General features: G+C 41.2%; 19 protein-coding genes and 1 tRNA gene. 11 read left to right on the top strand and 9 right to left on the bottom strand.

Annotated features, from left to right (window positions below; all coding sequences use genetic code 11):
* Position 1: 1 nt before the first annotated feature.
* From I5907_RS04495 to I5907_RS04480, 4 genes are read left to right on the top strand one after another with little or no spacing between them, the layout of a single operon-like run.
* Complete coding sequence (locus I5907_RS04495) at positions 2-778, top strand: sulfotransferase domain-containing protein (protein ID WP_196989529.1); 777 nt, start codon at positions 2-4, stop codon at positions 776-778.
* Positions 779-780: 2 nt separating this feature from the next.
* Positions 781-1,323 carry a serine O-acetyltransferase gene (locus I5907_RS04490; RefSeq protein ID WP_196989528.1) on the top strand — a complete coding sequence of 181 codons (543 nt, stop codon included), beginning with the start codon at positions 781-783 and terminating at the stop codon, positions 1,321-1,323.
* Positions 1,323-2,447 (top strand): glycosyltransferase family 4 protein, encoded by a 1,125-nt coding sequence (locus tag I5907_RS04485; RefSeq protein WP_196989527.1) that lies wholly within the window; start codon positions 1,323-1,325, stop codon positions 2,445-2,447. Before I5907_RS04490 ends, I5907_RS04485 begins: the two co-directional genes overlap by 1 nt.
* A 2-nt stretch (positions 2,448-2,449) precedes the next feature.
* A complete protein-coding gene (locus I5907_RS04480; RefSeq protein ID WP_196989526.1) occupies positions 2,450-3,316 on the top strand; it encodes a sulfotransferase family protein in 867 nt (288 codons plus the stop codon).
* 20 nt (positions 3,317-3,336) lie between these two features.
* Here I5907_RS04480 and I5907_RS04475 read toward each other — a convergent pair whose 3' ends face one another.
* The 4 genes from I5907_RS04475 to I5907_RS04460 all read right to left on the bottom strand — a co-directional run bounded on the left by I5907_RS04475 (position 3,337) and on the right by I5907_RS04460 (position 5,936).
* Positions 3,337-3,813: a GAF domain-containing protein gene (locus I5907_RS04475; protein ID WP_196989525.1), complete on the bottom strand. Its 477-nt coding sequence runs from the start codon at positions 3,811-3,813 to the stop codon at positions 3,337-3,339.
* Between the two features lie 262 nt (positions 3,814-4,075).
* Positions 4,076-4,948: an AraC family transcriptional regulator gene (locus I5907_RS04470; RefSeq protein WP_196989524.1), complete on the bottom strand. Its 873-nt coding sequence runs from the start codon at positions 4,946-4,948 to the stop codon at positions 4,076-4,078.
* 96 nt (positions 4,949-5,044) lie between these two features.
* Positions 5,045-5,132, bottom strand: a tRNA-Ser gene (locus tag I5907_RS04465).
* Positions 5,133-5,168: 36 nt separating this feature from the next.
* A complete protein-coding gene (locus tag I5907_RS04460; protein WP_196989523.1) occupies positions 5,169-5,936 on the bottom strand; it encodes a TatD family hydrolase in 768 nt (255 codons plus the stop codon).
* A gap of 137 nt (positions 5,937-6,073) precedes the next feature.
* Here I5907_RS04460 and I5907_RS04455 point away from each other — a divergent pair, with 137 nt between their 5' ends.
* Positions 6,074-6,961, top strand: a complete 888-nt coding sequence (locus I5907_RS04455; RefSeq protein WP_196989522.1) for a hypothetical protein — start codon at positions 6,074-6,076, stop codon at positions 6,959-6,961.
* 390 nt (positions 6,962-7,351) lie between these two features.
* Here the strand turns inward: I5907_RS04455 and I5907_RS04450 are convergent, their stop codons facing one another.
* Together I5907_RS04450 and I5907_RS04445 are read right to left on the bottom strand one after the other, a co-directional pair.
* Positions 7,352-7,993: a polysaccharide deacetylase family protein gene (locus I5907_RS04450; RefSeq protein WP_196989521.1), complete on the bottom strand. Its 642-nt coding sequence runs from the start codon at positions 7,991-7,993 to the stop codon at positions 7,352-7,354.
* A gap of 62 nt (positions 7,994-8,055) precedes the next feature.
* The gene (locus tag I5907_RS04445; RefSeq protein ID WP_196989520.1) at positions 8,056-9,387 is read right to left on the bottom strand and encodes an alpha-L-fucosidase; all 1,332 of its coding nucleotides are present in this window, start codon (positions 9,385-9,387) and stop codon (positions 8,056-8,058) included.
* 252 nt (positions 9,388-9,639) lie between these two features.
* Here I5907_RS04445 and I5907_RS04440 point away from each other — a divergent pair, with 252 nt between their 5' ends.
* Both I5907_RS04440 and I5907_RS04435 read left to right on the top strand, forming a co-directional pair.
* Complete coding sequence (locus I5907_RS04440; RefSeq protein WP_196989519.1) at positions 9,640-11,445, top strand: AMP-dependent synthetase/ligase; 1,806 nt, start codon at positions 9,640-9,642, stop codon at positions 11,443-11,445.
* A 186-nt stretch (positions 11,446-11,631) separates the two neighbouring features.
* Positions 11,632-11,820 carry a hypothetical protein gene (locus tag I5907_RS04435; RefSeq protein WP_196989518.1) on the top strand — a complete coding sequence of 63 codons (189 nt, stop codon included), beginning with the start codon at positions 11,632-11,634 and terminating at the stop codon, positions 11,818-11,820.
* Positions 11,821-11,963: 143 nt separating this feature from the next.
* On the opposite strand, the gene I5907_RS04430 is transcribed toward I5907_RS04435, so the two are convergent.
* Positions 11,964-13,649, bottom strand: coding sequence for a T9SS type A sorting domain-containing protein (locus tag I5907_RS04430; RefSeq protein WP_196989517.1), 1,686 nt, complete (start codon positions 13,647-13,649; stop codon positions 11,964-11,966).
* Between the two features lie 286 nt (positions 13,650-13,935).
* Between I5907_RS04430 and I5907_RS04425 the strand changes: the two genes are divergently transcribed.
* The 4 genes from I5907_RS04425 (at position 13,936) to I5907_RS04410 (ending at position 21,919) form a co-directional block, all read left to right on the top strand.
* Positions 13,936-16,770 carry a TonB-dependent receptor gene (locus I5907_RS04425; protein ID WP_196989516.1) on the top strand — a complete coding sequence of 945 codons (2,835 nt, stop codon included), beginning with the start codon at positions 13,936-13,938 and terminating at the stop codon, positions 16,768-16,770.
* Between the two features lie 294 nt (positions 16,771-17,064).
* The gene (locus I5907_RS04420; protein ID WP_196989515.1) at positions 17,065-18,333 is read left to right on the top strand and encodes a T9SS type A sorting domain-containing protein; all 1,269 of its coding nucleotides are present in this window, start codon (positions 17,065-17,067) and stop codon (positions 18,331-18,333) included.
* A 199-nt stretch (positions 18,334-18,532) separates the two neighbouring features.
* Positions 18,533-20,050, top strand: coding sequence for a PhoX family protein (locus I5907_RS04415; RefSeq protein WP_196989514.1), 1,518 nt, complete (start codon positions 18,533-18,535; stop codon positions 20,048-20,050).
* A 78-nt stretch (positions 20,051-20,128) separates the two neighbouring features.
* Positions 20,129-21,919, top strand: coding sequence for a cytochrome c peroxidase (locus I5907_RS04410; RefSeq protein WP_196989513.1), 1,791 nt, complete (start codon positions 20,129-20,131; stop codon positions 21,917-21,919).
* Positions 21,920-21,957: 38 nt separating this feature from the next.
* On the opposite strand, the gene I5907_RS04405 is transcribed toward I5907_RS04410, so the two are convergent.
* Together I5907_RS04405 and gltX are read right to left on the bottom strand one after the other, a co-directional pair.
* Entirely contained in the window at positions 21,958-22,629 is a 672-nt protein-coding gene (locus tag I5907_RS04405) for a winged helix-turn-helix transcriptional regulator (RefSeq protein WP_196989512.1), read from the bottom strand.
* A 179-nt stretch (positions 22,630-22,808) separates the two neighbouring features.
* Positions 22,809-24,344, bottom strand: a complete 1,536-nt coding sequence (gene gltX, locus I5907_RS04400; protein WP_196989511.1) for a glutamate--tRNA ligase — start codon at positions 24,342-24,344, stop codon at positions 22,809-22,811.
* Between the last annotated feature and the right edge of the window lie 141 nt (positions 24,345-24,485).

Here is a 24,485-nt window from a genome sequence, read left to right as displayed (position 1 = left end):
TATGATCAATAAGTTAGGTAAAATTAAACGATACACAACTAACCTGATTTCCGTAAAACCTTCAGATGTATATATTGTATCATTCCCTAAATCAGGGAATACTTGGGTTAGATTTTATCTCTGCAACCTTCTAAATAATTTGCCGTCATCTCATTTTACGAACGATGTAATTAGCTTTAAGATATTAGATCAGACAATGCCTGAGTTGGGGCTAAGTGATCTGAGAAAGCCCTGGCCTCATGAAAATTTTCCAAGGATAATTAAGACTCATCTAAAATACAATGTTGTTATGGGAAACCATAAAAACATCCTGGTATTAAGAGACCCCAAAGATGTTATGATCTCATATTTCAACTTTGAAAAAACAAAAGTGTCTTCTAAATTCAAAGGAAATACGCTTAGTAATTTTATCAGAGACCCCAAACTCGGAATCAATGCATGGTGCAGGCACTATTTGTCATGGAAAGAACAAGACGGAATAATTATAAAATACGAAGAGCTCAAAGAAAAAGATGTAGATATATTTCTCAAACTGAATGAATATTTAGGGATATCGTGCGCAGAGGATATATTCTTAAAATCCGTCATGCAATCCCGTTTTGAAAGTATTAAAAAATTAGAAGCAGAAAAAGGATTGGCTGACCCTTCCAAAGTAGGCGATGGTTTTAAATTTGCCCGCTCAGGGAAAACTGGTCAATGGAAAGATTTGTTTTCAGAAAATGATCTCGAATATGTTGCAGAAACGCTTGAAAAATATCAAATAAGACTGTATATATAATTATGGATTCAGCTTTTGATCTTAACAAAACAATCAGGCAAGAACTTCTGCTTAATGCAGAAGGCTGGAAAAGAAAATTGGCAATTAAAGCTTACAGGTATAAGTCGTATTATTATAATGACAAGAGGAATTCTATATTACTAAAGTTTTATAAAGCCTATAGTTTTATAATTGGATTTTTGATAAGATCAAATATTCCGACGGAAAAAGTCGTGATCGGTGCGGGTTTAAAAATTCCCCACGCTTTTGACAATGTGGTTATTACACATTTTGCGAAGATTGGAAAAAATGTTACGATCTATCATGACGTGACAATTGGTATTATTGATGGAGAACATTATCAATTTGGAGATATTGAAATAGGAGATGATGTTTTCATAGGCACTGGTGTAAAAATCCTAGGTAAATGTAAAATAGGCGATGGATCTAAAATTGGGGCCAACTCATTGATTGTTTCACAAGATGTGCCTCCGTTTTCTCTTGTAGTGGCACCGCGTGCAGTAATACTACCCGGTAAGCTTTCAAAAAATCGAGGAGAACAATAATGAAAAAATTGAGTATACTTTTTTTTTGTAGTTTTCCGCCCCCCAATACAGGACAAACAATAGCTACAAAACTCTTGTATCATGTTTTGAACGAGGAGCATCAGATCGATGTTATTAATATCGCTGATAAAAACCGTTTTAAAAGAAAATCGGGAAATTTTAGCCTTAGTATAGTTATTGTCTTAATAAAAAAAATTTTTGAACTCAAAAAAAAATTGCGGCGCAATAAATACGATATCGTATATGTTGTATATGCCCCATATTTATTCTCTCTTTTAAGAGACGTAGCGTATGCTAGAATCATTAAATACAATGCTTCATCTAAAATTATCGCACACATACATTGTGGAAATTATGGAGACAATTTCAAAAGCGGTTTAAAGAAAAAGCTTTTCGCTTATTTATGTAATGTAACAGATAAGATAATATTTTTAAGTCCTTCTCTTAGGCACTTTGATTTACCGGAAGAAAAGATATTTTTTTTAACTAACATGATTTCGGATGATGTAATTTGTAGCGATGCTGAAATTCAGACAAAACTTGAAATCAAAAAATCAGAAAGCCACTTTAAAATATTTTTCATCAGTAATATGATTCCTGAAAAGGGTTATGCTGATGTTTTGCTGGCTGCCGAAATTCTCAGGAATAAAGGTGTCGATAATTTTTCAGTTCACTTTATTGGAGGGTGGCCCTCGGTAGAAAACAAAAATATTTTTTTGCAGCAAATTAAATCACTGAACTTAACGAAAGAGATAAAAGTCTACGATGCCATTAATGATCGAAATATTATCAAAGCGTATTTTCTAGATGCGGATGTTTTTGTTTTGCCCACATACTATCCTGTTGAAGCGCAGCCGCTTTCAATTATCGAGGCATTCAACGCTGCTACCCCGGTAATTTCAACATGGCACGCGAGTATACCAGATATGATTAATCAAGAAGAAAATGGCTTCCTTATAGATAAACAAAATCCCCGGGCAATCGCTGATAAAATAACTATTTTACTGGATAAGGATAAATGGCATGCAATGGCATTGAACAGCCGGAGGAGCTATCTTCTAACTTATCAAAAAAGTATTATAGCTCCTAAATTGAAAAATATATTTAGTGCTGATAACTCATAAAAATGTCAAAACCAATACTAATAATCGGCATGGCTCGTTCGGGCACAACACTTGTCTCACATATATTGGGAAGTTTACCTGGCGTACATATTGAAGTAGAACCGCATGCATTATGGAAATCGGGTAATTTCAAATACTTGTCAGACGAAGAGTACGATGCCGACGATCAGGTAGCTGCTCAAATAAGGAAAAAATTTTTATTAAACCTTGGTGCAAAAAGACTCGTTGAAAAATCTCCCATCAATTCCCTGCGCCCATACCTTGTGCATAAAGTATTTCCGGAAGCACAGATCATTTATATCGAAAGAAACGCTGTAAGATGCATTTATTCAAACTATAGTCGTTCATTGAAAAAAGACTCTTTCAAACTTTCCATAATTCTTAAAAAATATTTCCTTTATACCGGTTCTAAAGATCTGCAAGGAGCAATAAGTGAACGTGGCTTGTTGAAGCAGATTTCAATAAATGATCTGCCCAGGTTTGTGCGCTATACTGCACGGATGCTTTATCTCAGGCAGGTTGCCAAAGCATTGCCATTCGGCCCTAAGATCAGGAACTTTGCTCAGGTTGTTCAACAAAAAGGATTACTTTATTATCATGTGGCAGTCTTTAAAGCGGCTCAAAAATACAAAGCGATTTATGAAAATCTCTATGGAGAAAATATGCAGGTGTTTCGCATGGAAGATATTATGACCGACCAAAATGAAATTAAACGTATGCTGGACTTTGCAGGACTTTCATACACAGATAAATGGCTGAGCGATATACAGGCGAGTTTTGACAATGAGCGCGTCAAAGAATCTTCTGCGCCAAAAAAGATAGATGCAGAAATAAACGATCTTCTGAATAGTTTTGACCTCGTAAAATAATTTATTCCAACATCTTCTGGCTATATAAAACTAACCGAAGCAACCACCCGCTCCAGATACAACTTATCTGTTTCATCAAAAGAATCATACACATCGCTGTCAACATCCAGTACTGCTATAACTTCATTATTGCGTATAATGGGAACGACAATTTCAGATTTTGATAAACTGCTGCACGCAATGTGGCCCGGAAATTTTTCTACGTCGGGTACAATCAGCGTTTGTGCCTTCTCCCAGCTTGCGCCACATACGCCACGGCCTTTGCGTATACGTGTACAGGCCACCGGCCCCTGGAATGGCCCCAGTACAAGCTCGTTATCTTTTACCAGGTAAAAGCCTACCCAAAACCATCCAAACTGCTCTTTAAGCGCTGCCACTGTATTCGCCAGGTTGGCAATAAGATCTGGTTCGCCTTCGGTTAATGCCGCAATCTGTGGTATAAGATGTTCGTACTGTTCTTTTTTATTACCTGTTGCAATGGTAAGATCTTCTGCCATGTATTGTAAATGTTTAACAGCAAAGGTAAGGCAAGAAAATATTGGTGGCCGGCAATGGTATTTCATGGCATCGCCGCTTGCCACGCTCGGTTCATGGTTCCCCTTTTATGGCGGCTGCAGCGCTCTGGTTATGCATATACGTTTTACTACAAAGGGTACTGTCTACGCGCCGGTCTTCGCTTTGCTGCATATAGCTTCTGCAGCACAAGAGTGCGACGCAACAAAAGCTTCATGCATGTGCTGCAGCCTGGTACCATATAATCTACCTGTGGTGCAAGTATGTTTTACTGTATTGCAGCGGCGTCATACCCATCATGTTTTTAAAATGACGGTTAAAGTTGGAAAGATTGTTGAAACCACATTCGTAACATATGCCGGCCACGCTCAGTTTATCTGCTATTAAAAGCTTGCAGGCATAGCCAATACGTACCTCCAGCAAAAACTGCCAGTATGTTTTGAGCGTGCGTGTTTTAAAATAGCGGCAAAAAGAATTGGGGCTAAGGTTAACCGCTGCGGCAATAGATTTAATGCTTATCTCCTGCTGAAAATTATTGAAAGTAAAATTGTAGATCTCGTTTATGCGCTCGGTATTGGCATGGTCGTACGATTTGGTGAAACCAGCGCTGGATAAGTATTTTACATCTTTCGACGCAGCAATGATATGCAGCATATCCAGCAGCGTAATAACACGTTTGGCATCTTTTGCGTGCAACATATCTTCCATCAGCGGTAGCAGTTGCTGTTTGGTTTTGCCTGTAATGCGCATGCCTTTTTTTGCATCCTGCAACAGTTTTTTTAGCGGGACAAATTCGGGCATTTCCAAAAAATCTTTGCCCCAGCAATCTTCTTTAAAATGAACAGCGATGGCTTCTATATGCATGTCCTGCAGCTCTTTGAAGTAGATCGCATCGCTTCGCCAGTAATGTGGCAGGTTTGCGCCGAGCAGTATAAGGTCGTTGTTTTCAAATTGTTCAACGCTATCGCCCACCAGCCGTATACCTGTTCCTTTTTTTATTAGTGTAAGTTCAACTTCCGGGTGGTAATGCCAGTGGTTATACAGGTAAGGCAGAATATCTTCTCTTACGCTAAAAGAATAATTATGTCCGGTATCAACTTTCCTTAAGATTGGTTTCATAAAACAGGCAATGCAGGTAAGCCAAAAGCGGAAAATAAGCGAAAGAAAAATACAAACAATGCTGGTACAGTAAAATCTACCACTAAGGTTTTGGTGCGGAGAGTGAGGGATTCGAACCCTCGATACCCTTTAGAGGTATACACACTTTCCAGGCGTGCTCCTTCAACCACTCGGACAACTCTCCATTTTTTTCAGGGCTGCAAAAATAATTGTTTGCTTATCAGCAGCCGAATATTTTTTCTGCATTGGCGCTGGTAATGGCCGCCACTTCCAGTACCGGCATATTTTTTATCGTGGCAATCTTTTCGGCAACATATAAAAGATAGCTGCTTTCATTGCGCTTTCCGCGGTAGGGTACAGGTGTAAGGTAAGGAGCGTCAGTTTCCAGAACAATGTGCGACAGGTCTAATTTTTCAATCACCTGTTGCAAACCTGCATTTTTGTACGTTACCACTCCGCCTATACCCAGCAAAAAGCCCATACCGGTAATTGCCGCGGCATCTTCAAAACTACCGCCAAAACAATGGAAAATACCGGTCAATCCTTTTTTTGCAAACGGCTGTACCGCCTCAATCGTTTCCTGCATGGCATTGCGAGTATGAATTACTATAGGCAGGTGCCTGTCCAGCGCCCATTGCATCTGCATCTCAAAGGCTTTATACTGCTCTTGCGTATACGTTTTATCCCAGTAAAAATCCAGCCCTGCTTCTCCTACCGCAACAAATTTTCTTTTGTCAAGCCATGCCTCTGCAATGCTGAGTTCCTGCCGGTAATCTGCGTTTACAGAACAAGGGTGTAAACCCATCATCGAAAAAACTTTGCCCGGGTATGCTGTTTCAAGCGCCATCATTGCGGTGTGCGTACTGCTGTCAATTGCGGGCAAAAAAAATTTTTCAACGCCCTGCGCCTCGGCACGCTCTACCACTGCTTTTATGTCGCCTTTAAATTCTTCACTGTAAAGGTGTGTATGCGAATCAATCAGTTTCATTGCTGGTATTATTTCCCCGGTTGCAAACTTAAGCCATCGTTTGCAACATACATATATGGTATAATTTAACTATTTGTTTATGTTAGTTAAACCTCTTTCTACGTTTAACCGTCCATAACCAAATTAAACTTCCTATTATGCAAAAACTGGCCATCGCCCCTGCCTGCATGGTTGCTGCTTTTATGTCCATTTTATCGCTGGGTTCGTGCTCAAAGTCTGACAATGCCACACCAGGTGCCACCGGTGAAGCTGCCGTGACGGCAACGGCTGCCGCAGATAACCAGGCAGACGCGGTTTACAATGATGTTGCTGATAATGTATTGGGTGTAAATACCGAATTTGGTATAGGCACCGGCATTGGGGTGTTTGTACCCGGTGCAAATAATGTAGCGCCTTGGCAAACCGGGTGGGAGCATTGCTTTACTGCTACCATCAGCCCTGAAACTGTGGGCGTATTCCCCAAAACAGTTACTCTCGACTTTGGAGAAGGTTGTACGGGCCGCGACGGGCATGTGAGAAAAGGTAAGATGTCAACAGTATATACAGGTCCGCTGTTTGTAGCAGGCAACACTGCCACAACCACATTCGAGGGTTTTTATTTTGATTCATTACAGGTAGAGGGTAAACACACTTTAGCTAACAACAGCACGGCAGACGGTCATTCATTTACGTCGGTTATTGAAAACGGAAAGATTACCGCCCCATCCGGTACATACACCACATGGAACAGAACGCGTAGCTGGGCGCAAACCGAAGGAATGAATACGCCGTATTTCCCGGTAGATGATGTGTACAACATCACCGGTAACTCTAACGGAACAATTGTAAGTGGTACAAATGCTTACCAATGGACCGGTACTGTAACTGAGCCACTTGTGCGCAAACTTATTTGTCCATGGACGGTTGCGGGAAAAATAGAGATCAACAGTCAAAACCTTAAAAGTGTTTTGGATTTTGGTAATGGCACCTGCGACCGTAAAGCAACACTGACCATTAACGGAAAAATTTTTGAAATTAATTGGTAATTCTTTTGGTTATTAACATGAAAGATTTACCTTTGTATAGTTTTCATAGGGTACGGATTAAAAACGGGCTGAGGTGTCTACCTTAGCTCTCTTTTTTTTATGTATGCCCTATACTTTGTACCCATCTGCATTACTACTATCAGCTTTAGTTGCGTCGCACTCTTGTACTGCAAACCACTTTTCAGCATCGTGCGATCTTACTTCTGGTTACCGTTTTATTAATGTTCCAACCTTGATTTGAAAGTATATTACCTGTCTTGTTTTCACAATTAGGATTAGGCTGTTGTGGCGAAATGCAGTATCGTTGTTGCACAGCGTTATGGCGTACAAGAGTGCGACGCAACAATTGTTACATAGATGAGTGAAAGCCGGGTGCCAAAAAATCTGCATTCATGTTTCCAGCGCACTGAAACGATAACCTGCTTTACAAAAATGTTCGAGTACAAGAGGTAATGCATAGCTCATTCTTTCCCACGCCTTGGTACTATCGTGGAAAACAATAATGCTGCCGGGCCTGGTATGTAGGATAACATTACTCAGGCATTTTTGTGGTGAAAGTTTTACATCGAAATCTCCGCTTAGAACGCTCCACATAATAATATGAAAAGCATTGTTCCTGTTTTCGCTATTTTCTTTTTGCAGCAGTTTTACCTGGAACTTATTAATGCGGCCATACGGCGGGCGAAACAAACTACTGTCAATATATTTTGCTGCCTCGAAGATGTCGTTGAAATATTGTTCGTTACTTGTTTTCCAGCCATTGAGATGGTTAAAGGTATGGTTACCTACTCCATGCCCTTCCGCGATAATGCGTTTGTAAATATCCATGTGTGCTGCCACATTTTTACCTATGCAAAAAAACGTAGCTTTTGCGTTGAATGAAGCAAGCGTATCAAGTACAAAAGGTGTTGCTGCAGGGTGCGGTCCATCATCAAAAGTGAGGTATATCGTTTTTTGATCAGCAGGTTTTTCCCATGTTAATGTAGGATACATTTTTCTTACCAGCCACGGCATTGTAATGGTGTAAAACATAGATCAAAAATAACAAGACAAAATTAAAAGGGGTGATATTGAAATCACCCCTTTTTGTATTACTAATTCTTTACTTCAAGCACAATTACTTCGTCCGGTTCATCAATATTGTCGGGCAAAAAAAGCTGCGCCATATCATTTTTCAGTTGTGTTTTTACCGCGGTTTTGTCTTTTAACAGATATGCTTTTTTTATCTTTTTGAAAGGGAATTGTTCCAGTATTACAGATGCACGTTTATTGTCAAAAACATGCACGTAAATTTTATCTGTTTTTTGTGTAAGGCAACCCCATGCCTGCGGCTTCAGGTAGCCGGCATTGGTGTTGTAAATGCTTTCCCCATAGGTACGCAGCCAGTCACCCATCCAGTGTAAGCGGTCTTTAAATTCTGGCTGAATTTCTCCGTTTGGCATAGGGCCGATATTCAACAGGAAGTTTACGCCAAGGCCTGATGCTTTTACAAGATAGTGGAGCAGTTGCTCATTGGATTTATAGGTAGTATCAGTAATATTAAAGCCCCACGAATTGTTGATGGTTTCACAGGTTTCAACAGGTAGTTTATCAGATGCTTCCTGGTAGCTTAAGCCAGATTTGTTTTCACCCGGCAAATCTTTCTCAAACATCTGGAAATCTTCACCCGGGAAGGGTGTCATATGGTGGTTATTACCAATTAAACATGCAGGCTGCAGTTTGTGTATAAGGCCATATATTTCGTCGTAATGCCAATCTATTTTGGCACTTCTGTCGGCAGCCCCTTCCGGTGCGGTCTGGTCCCAATGTCCGTCGAACCAGATACCGCCTATTTCACCATAATTGGTCAATAGTTCCGTTAACTGATTTTTCATAAAAGAGAGGTAGTCATTCCAGTTGCCCTGCACTGTGCGCCCGGTTCCTTTACCGGTTCTGCCGGTAGACCATGAATAATCATCGCGTCTCCAGTCGAGCAGCGAATAGTACAGGTAAAGTTTGATGCCCTGTTTATGGCATTCATCTGCCATGAGCTTTACAATATCTTTTTTATACGGCGTATTCATGATATTGAAATCTGAATATTTTGTATTCCACATGCTAAACCCGTCATGGTGCCGGGTAATAAGTGTTATGTATTTCATACCCGCATCCTTTGCCATGCCCACCCATTTTGCAGCATCAAACTGAATGGGGTTGAAAAAATCCATCAGGCGGGAATAATTTTTTACTGTTATGTTCCTGTTATTCATTACCCATTCGCCATCACCAGGAATGCTGAAAGGCCCCCAATGGATAAACAAGCCGAACCGGGCGTCAGCAAACCATTGCCGTGCCTGCAGGTTCTCGGGTGCAGGAGTGTAATTTTTCTGTGCAAACACAAAACACGAAATGCACAGGCAGTAGAAGAAGAGGAAAAATTTTTTCATGCGGCATCTGTTTGCATTAAAGGTAAGTATAGCCGCTGAATAGCTGTTCCGCAATACTTATAAAAATGAAGGCAGGCAAAATATTACAATAAGCTGTAAGTATAGAAACAGTTTCAGTAAATGATCATTCAAATTAAACATATAAAGACGCCTGCGGAAAAGCTATCGGTCAACTGCCACTCTTTTTTTAATTGGTTCAATTTTTATACCTTACATTGACGAATATTTGTATAACTAATACGATTGCAAAAGATGGATAAACCAAAGCGGTTATTTGATTGCATAGCGTTACAACTACACAAGCATCCGAAAGAAGATATGCTTGCGGCAAAGATCAACGGTTCATGGAGAAAATACAGTTCGAGTGAAGTGGGTGATATTGTAGATCGTTTTGCAGCAGGCTTACTGGAGCTCGGTGTAAGCGGTAATGATATGACAGACGAGGGCAGTGACAAAATCGCCATTATCAGCAACAACAGGCCCGAGTGGCTTTTCACAGATATGGCGGTGCAGCAGACAGGTGCAATCCTGGTGCCCATTTATCCCACCACAAATCCCAATGAACTGCAGTTTATTTTAAACGATGCTGCCGTTAAATACATTTTTGTAAGCAGCCAGGATTTGTTTGATAAAGTAAAAAGTATAAGCGCTTATGTACCCACGCTGAAGCACATTTATTGCTTCGATACAATTGAAGGTGTCGACCACTGGACGATGGTGTTGAATATGGCTTCTGCTGATGCCATTAAAAAAGTGCAGGATCTCAAAGCATCTATTCCCGACTCTCACCTGGCAACCATAATTTACACTTCTGGTACAACAGGTACACCCAAAGGCGTTATGCTTACACATAAAAATATTGTAAGCTGCGGACTATACGGTATAGAAAGCTTTCCTTTTCCGGATAACCCGGCCTATAAAGTACTCAGCTTTCTTCCGCTCAATCACATATTTGAGAAATGTACTTCTTATATCTACATGTTCAACTGCATCGGTGTGTACTTTGCTGAGAGCCTGGAAACAATCGCAGACAACCTGCGTGAGTTAAAACCAGACGGTTTCGATACAGTACCACGGCTGCTTGAAAAAGTGTTTGAAAAAATAATGAGCAAGGGTAACGAGCTCACAGGCATTAAAAGAAAGCTTTTTTTCTGGGCCGTGGAGTTGGGTGAAAAGTATGATAACAACATCAGTGGCGGCCCATGGTACAATATGCAGCTCGCCATTGCAAACAAGCTCATCTTCAGCAAATGGCGCGAGGCATTGGGCAATAATATCAAATTCATAATAACCGGTGGTGCTGCATGCCAGGAAAAACTGCTCCGCATTTTTAACGCTGCCAGGATACCTGTTTACGAAGGCTATGGACCAACAGAAAACAGCCCGGTAATAAGCGTAAACAGGCAGGGCAAAGGGCTTACAAAATTTGGTACTGTTGGCCCTGTTATAAACGGCATTGAAGTAAAACTGGCAGAAGATGGCGAAATATTGGTAAAAGGCAGCACCGTAATGAAAGGCTATTATAAACGTCCCGATCTTACTGCAGAAACAGTTATCGATGGCTGGTTGCATACGGGAGATATCGGAACTTGGGTAGAGAACAGGAAACACCCTGCTTTTCGCTTCCTGAAAATAACAGACCGTAAAAAAGAACTTTTCAAAACCAGTGGTGGCAAGTATGTTGCACCACAACCAATCGAAAATTTGCTCAAAAGCAGCCCGTATGTAGAGCAGGTAATGGTGGTAGGTTCAGAACGAAAGTTTGTAGGCGCATTAATTGTTCCTTCCTTTCTCATGTTAAAATCATGGATGCAACAGCAAGGCATAACGTTTACAACAAATGAAGAGGTGGTTAAGCATCCTAAAGTGCTGGAGTTGTATAAAAATGCGGTAGAGGAAATCAACCCTAACTTCAATCATGTAGAGCAGATAAAGAAGTTTGAATTGCTGCCACGCGAGTGGAGTATAGAAACAGGCGAAATGACGCCGAAAATGAGTTTAAAGCGAAAGATCGTACTGGAAAAATACAGAGACGCTATCGAAAGAATTTACGCATAAAATTTTGTTAACCGGCAGTTGTACTTCGTGGCATCGCCTGTTGTGTCACTCACTTCAAAGTTCCGCTTTCATGGCATCTCCTGCGATCATGACTGAACAACCTAATGTCTGCGGTCAGTTAAGCGCACAGACAGCCCGAAGTCAGCATCACGTATACTTTATCATCGAACAAAAAAATAATAAGCTATGGCAAAATCTAATTCAAAAAGAACAAAAGCAAAAGCCCCGAAAAAAACTGCCACATCAGGTCTTGTTGCTAAAAGCAGCGGCGGCGGCAGTCATGCAAAAGGATCCTCATTCATTGTGAGTAAAAGTATATCTTCAGCAAAAAAAGGCAATAGTGTTTCCGCACCGCGAAAGGCGGGTGGTTCATAAATATTCAAAACCCCAACTGTTGTTGGGGTTTTTTTTACCATTATGTTTGGACATGTGGCAACCGGGTTTTCGCAGAAAAGCAAAAAAAAAGCACCTGTTAAAAAACAGGTGCGGTGTCTAACATTGAATTAACACATGCTAATTTACTGTATGATATTTATTTTCTGCGTAGTGCTTTGCTTACCGTTTGTAACTGTTACAAAGTATAAGCCGGCAGTTGCATTAGTAAGATTTACATCAACAAACGAAGCTTTAGCTACAACATTTACAGATTTGTTGTATACCACTGCGCCAGTCATGTTTGTAACACGAACTGTTACATTACCATTCAGGCCATTGATGTTAACTTTAAAATTTCCCCTGGAAGGATTTGGTGTTACAGCCACAGAAGGTGCAGAAGCTTCTACCCTTATTTCATCTGTTACCGCCACTGCAGCAGCCCTTGCTGTTGCACAATTTGCATTTACAGATTTGTAATCTGTCTGTGCAGGATTCCAGTTAACCCATGTAGTGGCCCAATTATCAGATGCCTTAGGTCCCATGGATCCAACAAAATTAACTTTTGTAAAAAAAACATCCGTTAGCCCGATGTGGTTAAAGTTAGCACCGGTTCTCGCCGGAGACTGATTTGCCGGTCTAAAGTTAGGATTGTTCAAATTATATGGATTTGAAAGTCTTACTCCCGACGCATTATTTGTATAAAAGCGATTTCCAGCGTTATTCAACAAAAGCGATGTTGCGGCTGTATTGCCTGTATTCGACGTTACCCATTTGGAGGATTGTGTGGCTGATATTATATTGTTTTGCACCATTGTGTCTGTCTGCACGTTTGCATTTGTAGCCGTACCGTCAAGTAACAGACCTGTAGGATATCCCATCAATACCGAATTGTAAATGTAAAGATGGCTATTTCGGCGAATTTGAGCACCATTCCTGAACAATGCATTCGTAGCGCTGTCAGCGCCTGCACTAAGCGTCACGTTAGAAAAAACTGCTCTTGTTTGTGGTAGATTTGATGATCCTGCAGCATCATTGTCTGATTCAAATCCATTAGAACCAGAAACGTCAGCTACAGACGGACTTCTAAGACCTATTGCGAACTGCACCTTACCACTATAGCCAAAATCTGTGTCGAAATCATCATCAAGGCCTTGATTTGCGATCAGGTGTTTACAGTTTACAGTACCGCCAAACCATTCAAAAGAATCATCATTAGCAAAAGTTACCTGTATAAAGTCAACGGTAGTTCCGCGGCCAACACCGCCAAAAGTAATACCGTTGATTTCATTGTTTGGCGCAAGTGCAACACCTGCATATTCTACACGTACATAACGAAGAATGCCCGAGTTGTCATTGTCGTTGGGCGTAGCGCCGCCTCCATAGGTTGTAAGCGCAGACGCAGGTAAACCTTCTATATTGGCGGTACCGGTAGGTGTGTTTACGGTAGCATTACCAAGAATAACAAGTCCGCCCCAGTCGCCACGTCTTCTTTTACCAACACCTTTTGAAGATGTAAATACAATCGGGCACAATGGTGTACCGTCAGCAATAATCTTTGCACCTCTTGTAATCAGAAGAGTGCCCTTGGTTATAGTGTCGCCAACGATTACTGTACCAGGCTGAATAGTTAATGTTGCCCCATTTGTTACATACACTTTACCACCTAAGAAATAGGTTGTATCTGCATCCCAGGTGCGGTTAGCAGCAATCAGTGTGTCTGCACCACTAATAATCTTAACGGGCTTCGTCTGTGCCTCAACTGTTGTAAAAGCAGCAGAAGCAAGCGCAGCAATTGCAATTGTTTTCAATGGTAAAATTTGAAATTTCATAAAGAATAATTTTCGGTAAAATTATATACCGTATGCCCGGGGACAATCCTGCAACACATTATCTAAATTTTACCAAATCGTTAAGCCATGATCTGCTGTAACTCAATGCCAGCTATAATTACAGGAGAATCTATTGCGTAACAATTTTCTAACAATCACGTAATAATGAGGTTGGAAAATTATTCGTTTATTTCAGCTGATGATAATGTAAACAGGTAACAATTTGATAACCGATACAGCTTCTTAAAGGCTTATCACCCCTGCTACATTTGCCTGTAAAAAAAGGATGTGCCCAAAACGTAAGCTGCTGCTTCTTGCATTTCTTATATGCACTTATGCAGCTTTCTCCCAAACTGCTGTTATCTCCGGAAAGGTGCTTGATGAATCAAATAACCAAGCACTTGTTGGTGCCACTGTAACGATCAATAACAAAACAATCAAACCTGTTAACTCGCAGTCTGATGGTACTTTTATTTTTTTAAATCTGTTACCCGGTAAATATGCTTTGCTGGTATCATATGTAGGCTACGAATCCAAGAACATTGCAGATATAGAAGTTTTCAAAGGGCAGGTAACCACACTTAATATTACATTGTTACCTGCTAAAAATACCAGTCTTACTGCAGTAGTGGTTACAGCCACCAGTGCAAAAAAAGAAAACCTCAATGCCTTACTTGTAACTCGCAGAAATGCATCTGTTGTTTCAGATGGCATCAGCGCAGATCTCATACGTAAGTCGCCCGACAGAAATACCGGCGACGTACTTAAACGCATCAGCGGCACCTCTGTGCAGGATGGAAAATACGTGGTGGTACGTGGTATGAATGACCGCTACAACGAAGCAATGCTCAATGGTATTATTCTGCCAAGTTCCGAGTCAGACAGGAAGACTTTTGCCTTTGATATCTTTCCTTCAGAAGTTGTAGACAACATAACCATCTATAAAAGTGCACAGCCCGATATGCCCGGAAGCTTTGCCGGCGGCCTGGTCCACGTAAATACGAAAGATGTGCCCGAGAAAAAATTCTTGTCACTTAAAACAAGTCTCGGGTTTAACAGTATCACTGTCAATAAAGATTTTTACACTTACCCCGGCAGTAAAACAGACTGGCTTGGCTTTGATAATGGAACGAGAAAACTGCCCGATGTTGTGGCTGTTATACCCACACAGGAGTTTAATAATATCCGTTTTAATGATCCTGATCGTAAACAAAACATTGACCGTTCATTTGCTAATACCTGGGGTGTTTATCCAAAAGCTTCCGCAGCATTAAATAATGCGTTTCAGTTATCCGGCGGCTTCAACGCCGCATTAAGTAAAAGTCAATACCCAAGGTTGGGTGGCATATTTGGCATTACCTACAATTCATCACAAATCTTTGCAGAGCAAAAGCGGCAATACGTGCTGCAACCAACACAAAGCGATTTTCCCGAATTTAAATTCAACGACTCAGATTATACACATAATATACTTACCAGCGCACTGGCAAACTTTGCCCTTAGGCTTGATGCAAACAATAAATTATTTGTCAATAATATTCTATCGGTCAATTCCAATGACCAGTTGATTCTGCGTAGCGGAAGCAATTTTGCTACAGGCCAGCCGGATATTAAATCTTACTCTTACCGCTTTGTAAGCAATCGCATATACAATACACAGGTAGGCGGCGAGCATGTTTTAAGTACAGCAAAAATCAAGGTCAACTGGTTTGCCTATTACACAAATCTCAAAAGAGATGAACCCGATAACCGGTTTATGAACTATTTCAGGTTCGACAGCACATCACCATATATTGCTGAACTTGCCGTAGGCGGCACCCTGGCAACAGTATCCTCCGGTCTTCGTTTTTTCAATACCATACAAGACAACAGTAAAGGCTATAACGTTGATGTACTCTTTCCATTTAATCTCTTTGGACAAAAACAAAATTTTAAAGTTGGCAACAGCTATTACTATAATTCAAGGAATACCAGCCTGCGCTATTTTAATACCAACTTCACTGAGTTTGTAAGTGATCAATCTATACAACTGCAGCCAATAGGAGAAATTTTTAGACCTGTAAACTTTAATGCACAGGATGGCCTGTTTTATGCAGAGCCTGCATTCGAGTTTCTTACATATAATGGTAACATAAAAAACCTGGCAACATATGCTATGTTCGATAACAGGTTTACAAAGCAGCTACGTATAGTGTGGGGCATGCGCTTGGAACAATATCGTAACGAACTCAATGGTCTCGATCAAACATTTAAGCCAACACCGCTTACCAATATAAAGAAAGACGACTGGCTGCCATCTGCAAACCTTATATACGCTGTATTGCCAAAGGCAAACCTGCGTTTAAGTTATGGCCGCACGGTTACAAGGCCTGTTTACCGGGAGCTTTCGCCAAACATTTTTTACGATTTCGTACTCAACGCCATATTCAATGGTAAGCCATCTTTGGTGCCAACTTATATAGACAACTACGAGTTCAGGTGGGAACATTTTTTTGCAAATTCGCAATATTACTCTGTAAGCCTGTTTTATAAAAAACTCAAAGATGCCATAGAGCCGGTTGCTAGCATTGGTACAGGCACGCTTACCGTAGATTATGCAAACATCAGCAATACACGCAATGAAGGTATAGAACTGGAGCTGCGCAAAGATTTCAGCTTTATCAGCAAAAGACTTGAAAGCATGGTGTTTTACGCCAATGCTTCTTTTATAAAATCCAAAGTAGATACTGTTGGCCTTTACGAAAGCAAAAAAAGTACAAGGCCATTATTTGGGCAATCGCCATACATCATCAATGCTTCGCTGCAGTATACAGAACCTAAAACCAACATTGGGCTCTCTGTTTTATTCAATAAAGCAGGGGCAAGAATCTGGTTGCTCGATCAATATTATTCAAGAATCATTTTTGAAGAGCCACGCCCGATCCTTGATGTTAAACTCAGTAAAGGATTATTTAACAACAAAGGCCTCGTAGAATTTTCATGGGCAGATGTATTGCATAAGAGCAGCGTTTTTTTTAATGATGTAGATGGCAATGGTAAGTATAACAAGGGTACAGACCTGGTGGCTATAGAAAGGAAGTTTGGCTATACCATGTCGTTATCGTTGTCATACCGGTTTTAACAGGAGACAGGCAAAGTGCTGCTATCAGCTTTGGTTGTGTCACTCACTTGTACGCCGGAAGCTTTATTGAGCTATGCGATCCGGGAATAAACTGCGGTCTGTCATTTACACTACATGCATTAGCCTGCTTGTGCAAAACGCAACGCTGCAGTTGCCATAAAAAACGGAACGATAAAACGAGCGTGGCAACAGCCGATGCCATGAAATACCAAAGCTGGCTACATACAATAAAATGCCTGCAACAAAAGCATATTTCGTATCTGTAAAAGCATACAAAACATAAAAATTAACATCATGCAATCAATGAACAAATTTTACTTTCTTATTTTACTCGGCTGCTGCTACATGTTCAACGCAGCAGCGCAAAGCTGTGATACAACCAGGTTTGAGGAAGCAATAACCAGTAACTGGTCAGTTAATACATATTATGCGCCCAGTGCGTTTGGGCCATCTTACCCTGCTGGTTACATTACCGGTTCAAACGCACAGGATTATATAAGAAAAGCCAACTTCTTTGATGTTTCCGCTACTTCTTACACATATATACAGGGAGCCATCATTAAATTTCTGAAAGCAAATTGTAAAACGCCTGCAAACCTTTCCAAACCTGTATTTTTTAAAGTGTATGATGATGCTGCAGGTAAGCCCGGCAATCTGTTGGCCACCACACAAAAAACGATCAGCGAAATAAAAGCAGATGTGGACGCCGGTATAAATACGAACATCAATTTTGGCAGTGCAGTGGCAATACCATCTTCAAAGAAATTTTATATATCTGTTGGGTTGGATAGCCTGGTATGGCAAACCGGTGGTGTAAATAATGACTCTTTATGTATTGCTTCTACAGCAGATGATGAAGTGCTTCCGGAGACCGCGTGGGAGTGGAACGTATCTGATAGTGTATGGACAAGAATCAGCGAAGATTATAACCGGCCAAACCAGCCGAATAATGATCTTAATATCAATCTCTGGATATTTCCCTACGTAAGTACTACAGCAGCCGGTTGCGGTTTGTTGCCGGTAAACCTTGTATCTTTTAACGCACAACGTGTAAGCAATGACGTGCAGTTGAGATGGGAAGTAAGCAACGAGATAAACATGAAGGGCTACGCTGTGGAACGTGCAGATAATAACAGTGCATTTAAACAAGTAGCATTTGTTAATGCTATGAATACAATAAAGAGTGAACGTTATTATTATACCGATAAAAATATACTCAGTACTGTTGCAGGCGTGCAGTACCGTATTAAACAGGTTGATGCCGACGGAAGTATAAAATATTCGCGAATCATCAGCCTCAGTAATAATCTTTCTCTTACAGACGCGGTTTACAAAAACCCCTTTAACGGTAATTTCACCATGCAGCTAACACTTGCTGCAAGTGAAAGGGTTGCAATAGAAATATATGATTTACATGGGCGACTGATTGTTGCAAAACAGCAACAGCTAACGGCAGGCACGAATACTGTTGCTTTAGCAACAGCCGGTTTTTCAGCAGGAACATATATTGTAAGATTAACTGCAGGAGCAACGGTTCAGTCATATAAAATAGTAAAGCAATAATTGAACTTGTCATACATCGATTTCTAAACAGGCATCAGTGCCTGTTTTTTATTTACGAAAAATTGAAACATGTTCATATTATGTTTTTCAGTGAATAGAAAAAGTAATACTGAGGTAACAATTTCTTTAATATCTCTTCATCGTGATTATTCTTTATTGAGCTTGTGATTGCAGAATTTGCTGCAAAATAAAAACAGCAATGAACACCAATTTTAACACCGTATCAAAGCTTCTGCTGGCAGGTAGCTTTATGGCAACAGTGGCATGCCAGAAGGTATCGGAAAAGAAAGAACTGGAACAGGCACTTTCTGCAACTGCAAGTTCAGATGCCTTTACGCCAACCAATTACTCTGTAACACCACCGCTTGTAAAAAAGCTTGCCGGCTTTGAAGCACTCGAAGTGTATAGCTTGATCGGCAGTGATGACACGCTGTCGTACTCGCCATCATTTATTTTTGGCGGTTCTGCAGATGGTGCAGGACTACTAAAATTACCTGCAGGAGGGTTTGCAGGAATACCAAATGCGAAGTATGCTTACATCGTAAATCATGAAGACAACTTTGCTGTATCAAGAATATTACTGGACGGCCGTTTAAGACCTTTGAAAGGGGAATATATACTTAACTCAAATGGTGGTACATGGCGCCTGTGTTCTGCCACCATGGCCACGCCTCAGGAAAACGGATTCGGACCAACATATCTCACATGCGGTGAGAGTGGAGAAGAATCAAGAACACATGCTATAAGCCCGCTTGAAATTGCATATTCACCATCTATGAGTAAAGAAGTGCCGGGCCTTGGCAGGTGGAGTGCTGAAAATGCGTTGCCACTTTCGCAAAAAGCTTATGCCGGTAAAACCATCATTATGGTAACGGATGATGACTCAGGTAACGAGGGCGGACAGGTAAATCTTTATATGAATGATGTAGTAGGTGATTTAAATAATGGATCACTTTATACACTCAGGAGAACAAATCTCGATACAAGGGAAAGAAGTATGACAACCGGAAGTACATATGATGTTGAGTTTGTACAAATTGAAGATGCAGCAACATTGACAGGGCGCCAGATGAATGTAAAAACAACAGAGTTATCGGCGATAAAATTTGGACGCGTAGAAGATATTGATTACCGCAAGGGCGGCGGCGATAAAAACCGCGAGTTGTTTTTTACAGTAACAGGTCAGCCTTTCAGTGGTGTAAATGCAGATTCATCCAGAACAAAATATGGCCGCATTTACCGTTTAAAGCTTGATAAGAATAACCCGCTGAAAGGTAAAATAGAAGTAGTGCTGGATGGTGATGTAAGACCGGGTATCGCGGACCAGTTCCAGGATCCTGACAACATATGTGTTACAGAGAATTATGTATATGTACAGGAAGATCCAAACAGCTATGGTGACGAAACACACGATGCGTACCTGTATCAATATAACCTGCTGACAAAAGAATTAAAAAAGGTATTTGAGATCGATCACCGCAGAGATGCTGCTGATGCCGTAAAGTATAACCCCACAGGCCCATCATCTAAAGGTTCATGGGAATATGGCTCTATGATCGATATTTCCAACACAGTCAATGTACCAGGAACATTTTTACTTTGTGTACAGCCGCATACATGGAGAGGTGCAAAGTATGCAGGTGTAGATGGCGGCACACTGCGTGCCACCGAAAACCAGGCGAGCCAGGTATTAATTGTAAGAGGTTTGGAAAGATAATTTTCCTTAGCATAAACGTAAACCTTGTGTATCCACACAGGGTTTTGTTTTTATTATTCAGTAACATTTATTTCAGCAATGATGAGTCGCTTAAACTTTGTTGTGATCGCCGGTGTAATGTACTGCCTGGGTTGTACTACTGCCACGGAAAGCACAAGTGAACAGGTGAAATCAATCTACACAAATTATCTCCGGGTTTTCATAAACAGCGTAGACAGTTTACAGCAAAAAATATCCGGCAACGATACGGCCGTTTTTAACGCCTGTTTTTTAGCCGCAAGAAAATCCTATAAAGCTGTAGAGCCTTTTGCCGAGTACTATAATCCTTCTACGGCCAAAGCCATTAACGGGCCCGCATTGCCTGAGGTTGAACCAGATAACCCTGATTACCCTTCACCGCCAACGGGATTCCAGGTAATAGAAGAATTATTGTTCCCGGTTTATGATAAAGCAAATTACCCTTTGCTGTTAAAGGAAATAGCAGCGCTAAAGGCCGCAAGCACAAGACTTGAAATGGTGAATGAAAACCTGGTATTTACAGATGCGCACATCTTTGATGCCATAAGACTCGGGTGCTTCAGGATTGAAACGCTGGGTATTACTGGTTTTGATACACCCGTATCTTTTAGTGCCCTTACAGAAATACCTCCCACACTCGAGGCGATCAAAAATTATCTTGGCGTTTATCGTAGCAAAACATCAGAAGCAGCATTTGCCCGTTTAAGCGATTTATTGATGTTCGCTATTGAGTACACAAATGAACACCCCGGTTTTGATCAGTTTAACCGGGCCGTTTTCCTGAGAGCATATATAAACCCGCTTACACGGCAGTTGAATGAGTTGCAGCAAGCAGCGTCAATACCTTTTTTCAAAGAGCCCAGGCCGCTTGCAGCAAATGCGCCCACACTTTTTGAACCGGGAATTTTTAATGCCGTTTTTTATACAGGCAGTCATACAGACTCGGGCAGCGAATCGCTGGTAACGCTTGGAAAGCTTTTGTTCAATGAGCAAAGATTATCCGTTGCCAATACAAGGAGTTGCAGCAGTTGTCATGATGAATCCAAAGCATTTTCTGATGGATTGGCAAAGAATAAAACCTTTGATGGTAAAAGAACAATCTTACGTAATACGCCGACCATTCTTTACGCTGGTTTGCAGCCTGCGCTTTTTGCAGACAGCAGGGTAGCATTCCTGGAGGACCAGGCAAAACAGGTAGTAGAAAATCCCGATGAAATGCATGGCAACCTGGTGAATGCAGCAATTGAGTTAAGCAAAGACGCCGGCTATAAAAATGCTTTTCACAATGCACTTGGCGATACGATCATTACGCCTGCAGGTATACAGAAAGCACTGGCAGTTTATATAAGATCCAAAAGCAGTTTTTCTTCCAGGTTTGATGAGTACATGAGGGGAGACCTGTCTAAACTGGATAGTAATGAAACAGCAGGTTTCAATTTGTTCATGGGAAAAGCTAAATGCGGTACCTGTCATTTTATGCCGTTGTTTAATGGAAATGTTCCACCCTTATTCAATAAAATTGAATCGGAAGTACTGGGCGTTCCCCGGGAAAATAATAAACCTTATGTCATTGACGCGGATTCAGGTAAGTATCGGATGATAAGGTCAGCGCCATACCTGTATGCTTTTAAAACCGTTACAGTACGCAATAGTGCGTTAACCGCTCCTTATATGCATAATGGTGTTTTTCGTTCACTGGAAGAAGTAATAGAATTTTATAATGATGGCGGAGGCGCCGGCCGTGGCATAAAACTGGACAACCAGACATTACCTGCAGATCGGTTAAACCTGACCGCGAAAGAAAAACAGCAACTGGTCGCGTTTATCCGTACTTTGAACGATGAACAATAAGTTTTAAATGGCGCCTGGCTACGGCTATTAAAAAGTCGTCAATCGATGTTTGTAAACCTGTAACCAACAGACTTGATTGTCTGTATACAGTTCATGTTGATCTTTTGCCTGATCTTCCTGACATGTACATCAATCGTCCGGTTGCCCACAACAATATTCTTCTCCCATACACTCTCCATAATTTCATCTCTCGAGAAAATTTTGCCCGGGCTTGATGCAAGCAGGTAAAGCAAAAGAAATTCCTTTTTCGGCAACAGGTATTCTGCTTCCCGAACTCTTACGGTATAACGGTCTGGCTGAATGGTAAGCCCTTTAAAATCGAGGTCTTTTTTCGAGGTAAGTGCAGGCTGTTGCATCAGTTGTTGTACGGCGCTGTTAACAGCATTTGCAGATACTGGCAGGAAGATGATGTCATCGTCATTTTTTTTCAAAATATCTGCATACAACAATGGTTCATTTTTTTCTGCAATCACCAGTATCTTAATTGTGCCAAACAATGCCGCGATACGAATTTTTTCAACTATTGAATGAATCGGCGAAACATTTGAGTCATCATGCAGAATAATAAGTTGCGGGCTTGTTTTGGTTAGTTTGTATAAACAGTCGTCAGCATCTGATGTAAAAAACAACACTGTTTGTTTTTTTAATGCAAATGCAATAAGCCTTCTTAAGTCAGCATTACACGTATAAAGTAATACCCGGACACTCATATAGTTTTGGTAATATCTTTGAGAAGATGGCCACCAAAGTACACACATCAGCGCACTAAAAACAGTGCTGCGAAACAGATAATAAATATTTAATACGAGTGCTTTATTTGCTCTTAAGTATGGTAAAAAACAAGCCGGTCGTTAAAGACCGGCCTGTGGTATATATTGCAGGATGGTGGTTAACTGTTTAGTTGCTGCAACAACGCTTTTATTCTTGCAATCGTTGCTGCTTTACCAATGATGCCTGCTATTTCAAAAACACCGGGGCCAAACTTACCGCCCACCAGCATTATACGAAAAGGCAACATCAGTTCTCCCGGCTTTAACTGGTTGGCAGCAGCAATTTCTTTAAACTGTTTTTCCAGCTCTTCGTGTTCCCATAACAGATCTGTTTCAAAAGCGCGGATCAGTTCGAGAAAGAACAAATTTTTCTTATCGTCCCATTTGGGTTTTACTGCATTGATATCTACTGTTGCAGGTGCAGTAAAGAAGAATGATGCCTGCGTTATAAAATCATTTAGAAATGTGCAGCGGTCTTTTACCAGCGATAGAACTTTTTCGAAGACAACATCATTGGTTATGTTGATGTTGTGTTGTGCAAAGAGCGCTTTCACCTGGTCTTTGTATGTGCTTACATCATTCCGTTTTATCCATTCATGGTTAAACCACCTGGCTTTTTCATAATCGAATTTTGCACCGCCTTTGTGTACACGGTCGAGAGAGAATTTTTCAACCAGTTCATCCATAGAAAACACTTCCTGTTCGGTACCATCATTCCAGCCAAGCATGGCAAGCATGTTTACAAAAGCTTCCGGTAAAAAACCTCTTTCCCTGAAACCCTGTGTAAGTTCATTTGTTTTAGGGTCTGTCCAGTTCATGGCAAACACCGGGAAGCCAAGCCGGTCACCATCGCGTTTGCTTAGTTTACCGTTACCGTCAGGTTTAAGTATCAATGGCAGATGTGCCCACTGAGGCATATTTTCAAGCCCAAACAAATATTTCCAGAGCATGATATGCACCGGTGCACTTGGCAGCCATTCTTCACCGCGAAATGCGTGGGTAATCTTCATCAGGTAATCATCTACCACAACGGCAAGGTGGTACGTGGGCATACCATCTGCTTTCAGCAGTACTTTATCATCAGACCGGGAAGATTCAAATGAAACTTCTCCACGTATCATATCTGTAAACGTAATCGTTTCCTGCACCGGCATCTTAATGCGGATCACGTACGGCGCTTCTTCACCCAGCAGGCGTGTTACTGCTTCTTCGCCAAGTGTAAGCGAATTGCGCATTTCGTTGCGCAGTACATGGTTGTATTGCGGCGCCGGATTTTCTGCTGTCTTAAACCTGGTGCGCATTTCTTCCAGTTCTTCCGGTGTATCAAATGCATAATAAGCATAGCCTTTTTTTACCAGCTCTTCTGCATATTGCCTGTAGATGGGTTTGCGTTCGCTTTGCCGGTAAGGTGCATAAGGCCCGCCGTGCAGCGGGCTTTCATCAGGCTGTAAACCGCACCACTGCAAACATTCAAAAATGTATGCTTCGGCGCCGGGCACAAAACGTGTCTGGTCTGTGTCTTCTATACGCAGGATAAATTCACCTTTGTTGTGCCTGGCAAAAAGGTAGTTAAACAACACCGTTCTTACACCACCCAGATGCAGGCCGCCTGTAGGCGATGGTGCAAAACGCACTCTTACTTTATTTTCAGCCATAGTTCTGTTTTAAAGGCACTAAAATATTTTCGTGGGCTGCAAAGATAAACACGCGCAACCGTGCCACCCAATTCCTGCAGTACAACATATATAGAAATAGTGGCGTAGTTTCGCCCCGGGGCTGCTCCATCATTGTACCGG

The sequence above is a fragment of the Panacibacter microcysteis genome (genome assembly GCF_015831355.1).
Classification (GTDB): Bacteria; Bacteroidota; Bacteroidia; order Chitinophagales; family Chitinophagaceae; genus Panacibacter; species Panacibacter microcysteis.
This window is presented reverse-complemented; position numbering and strand designations above follow the sequence as displayed.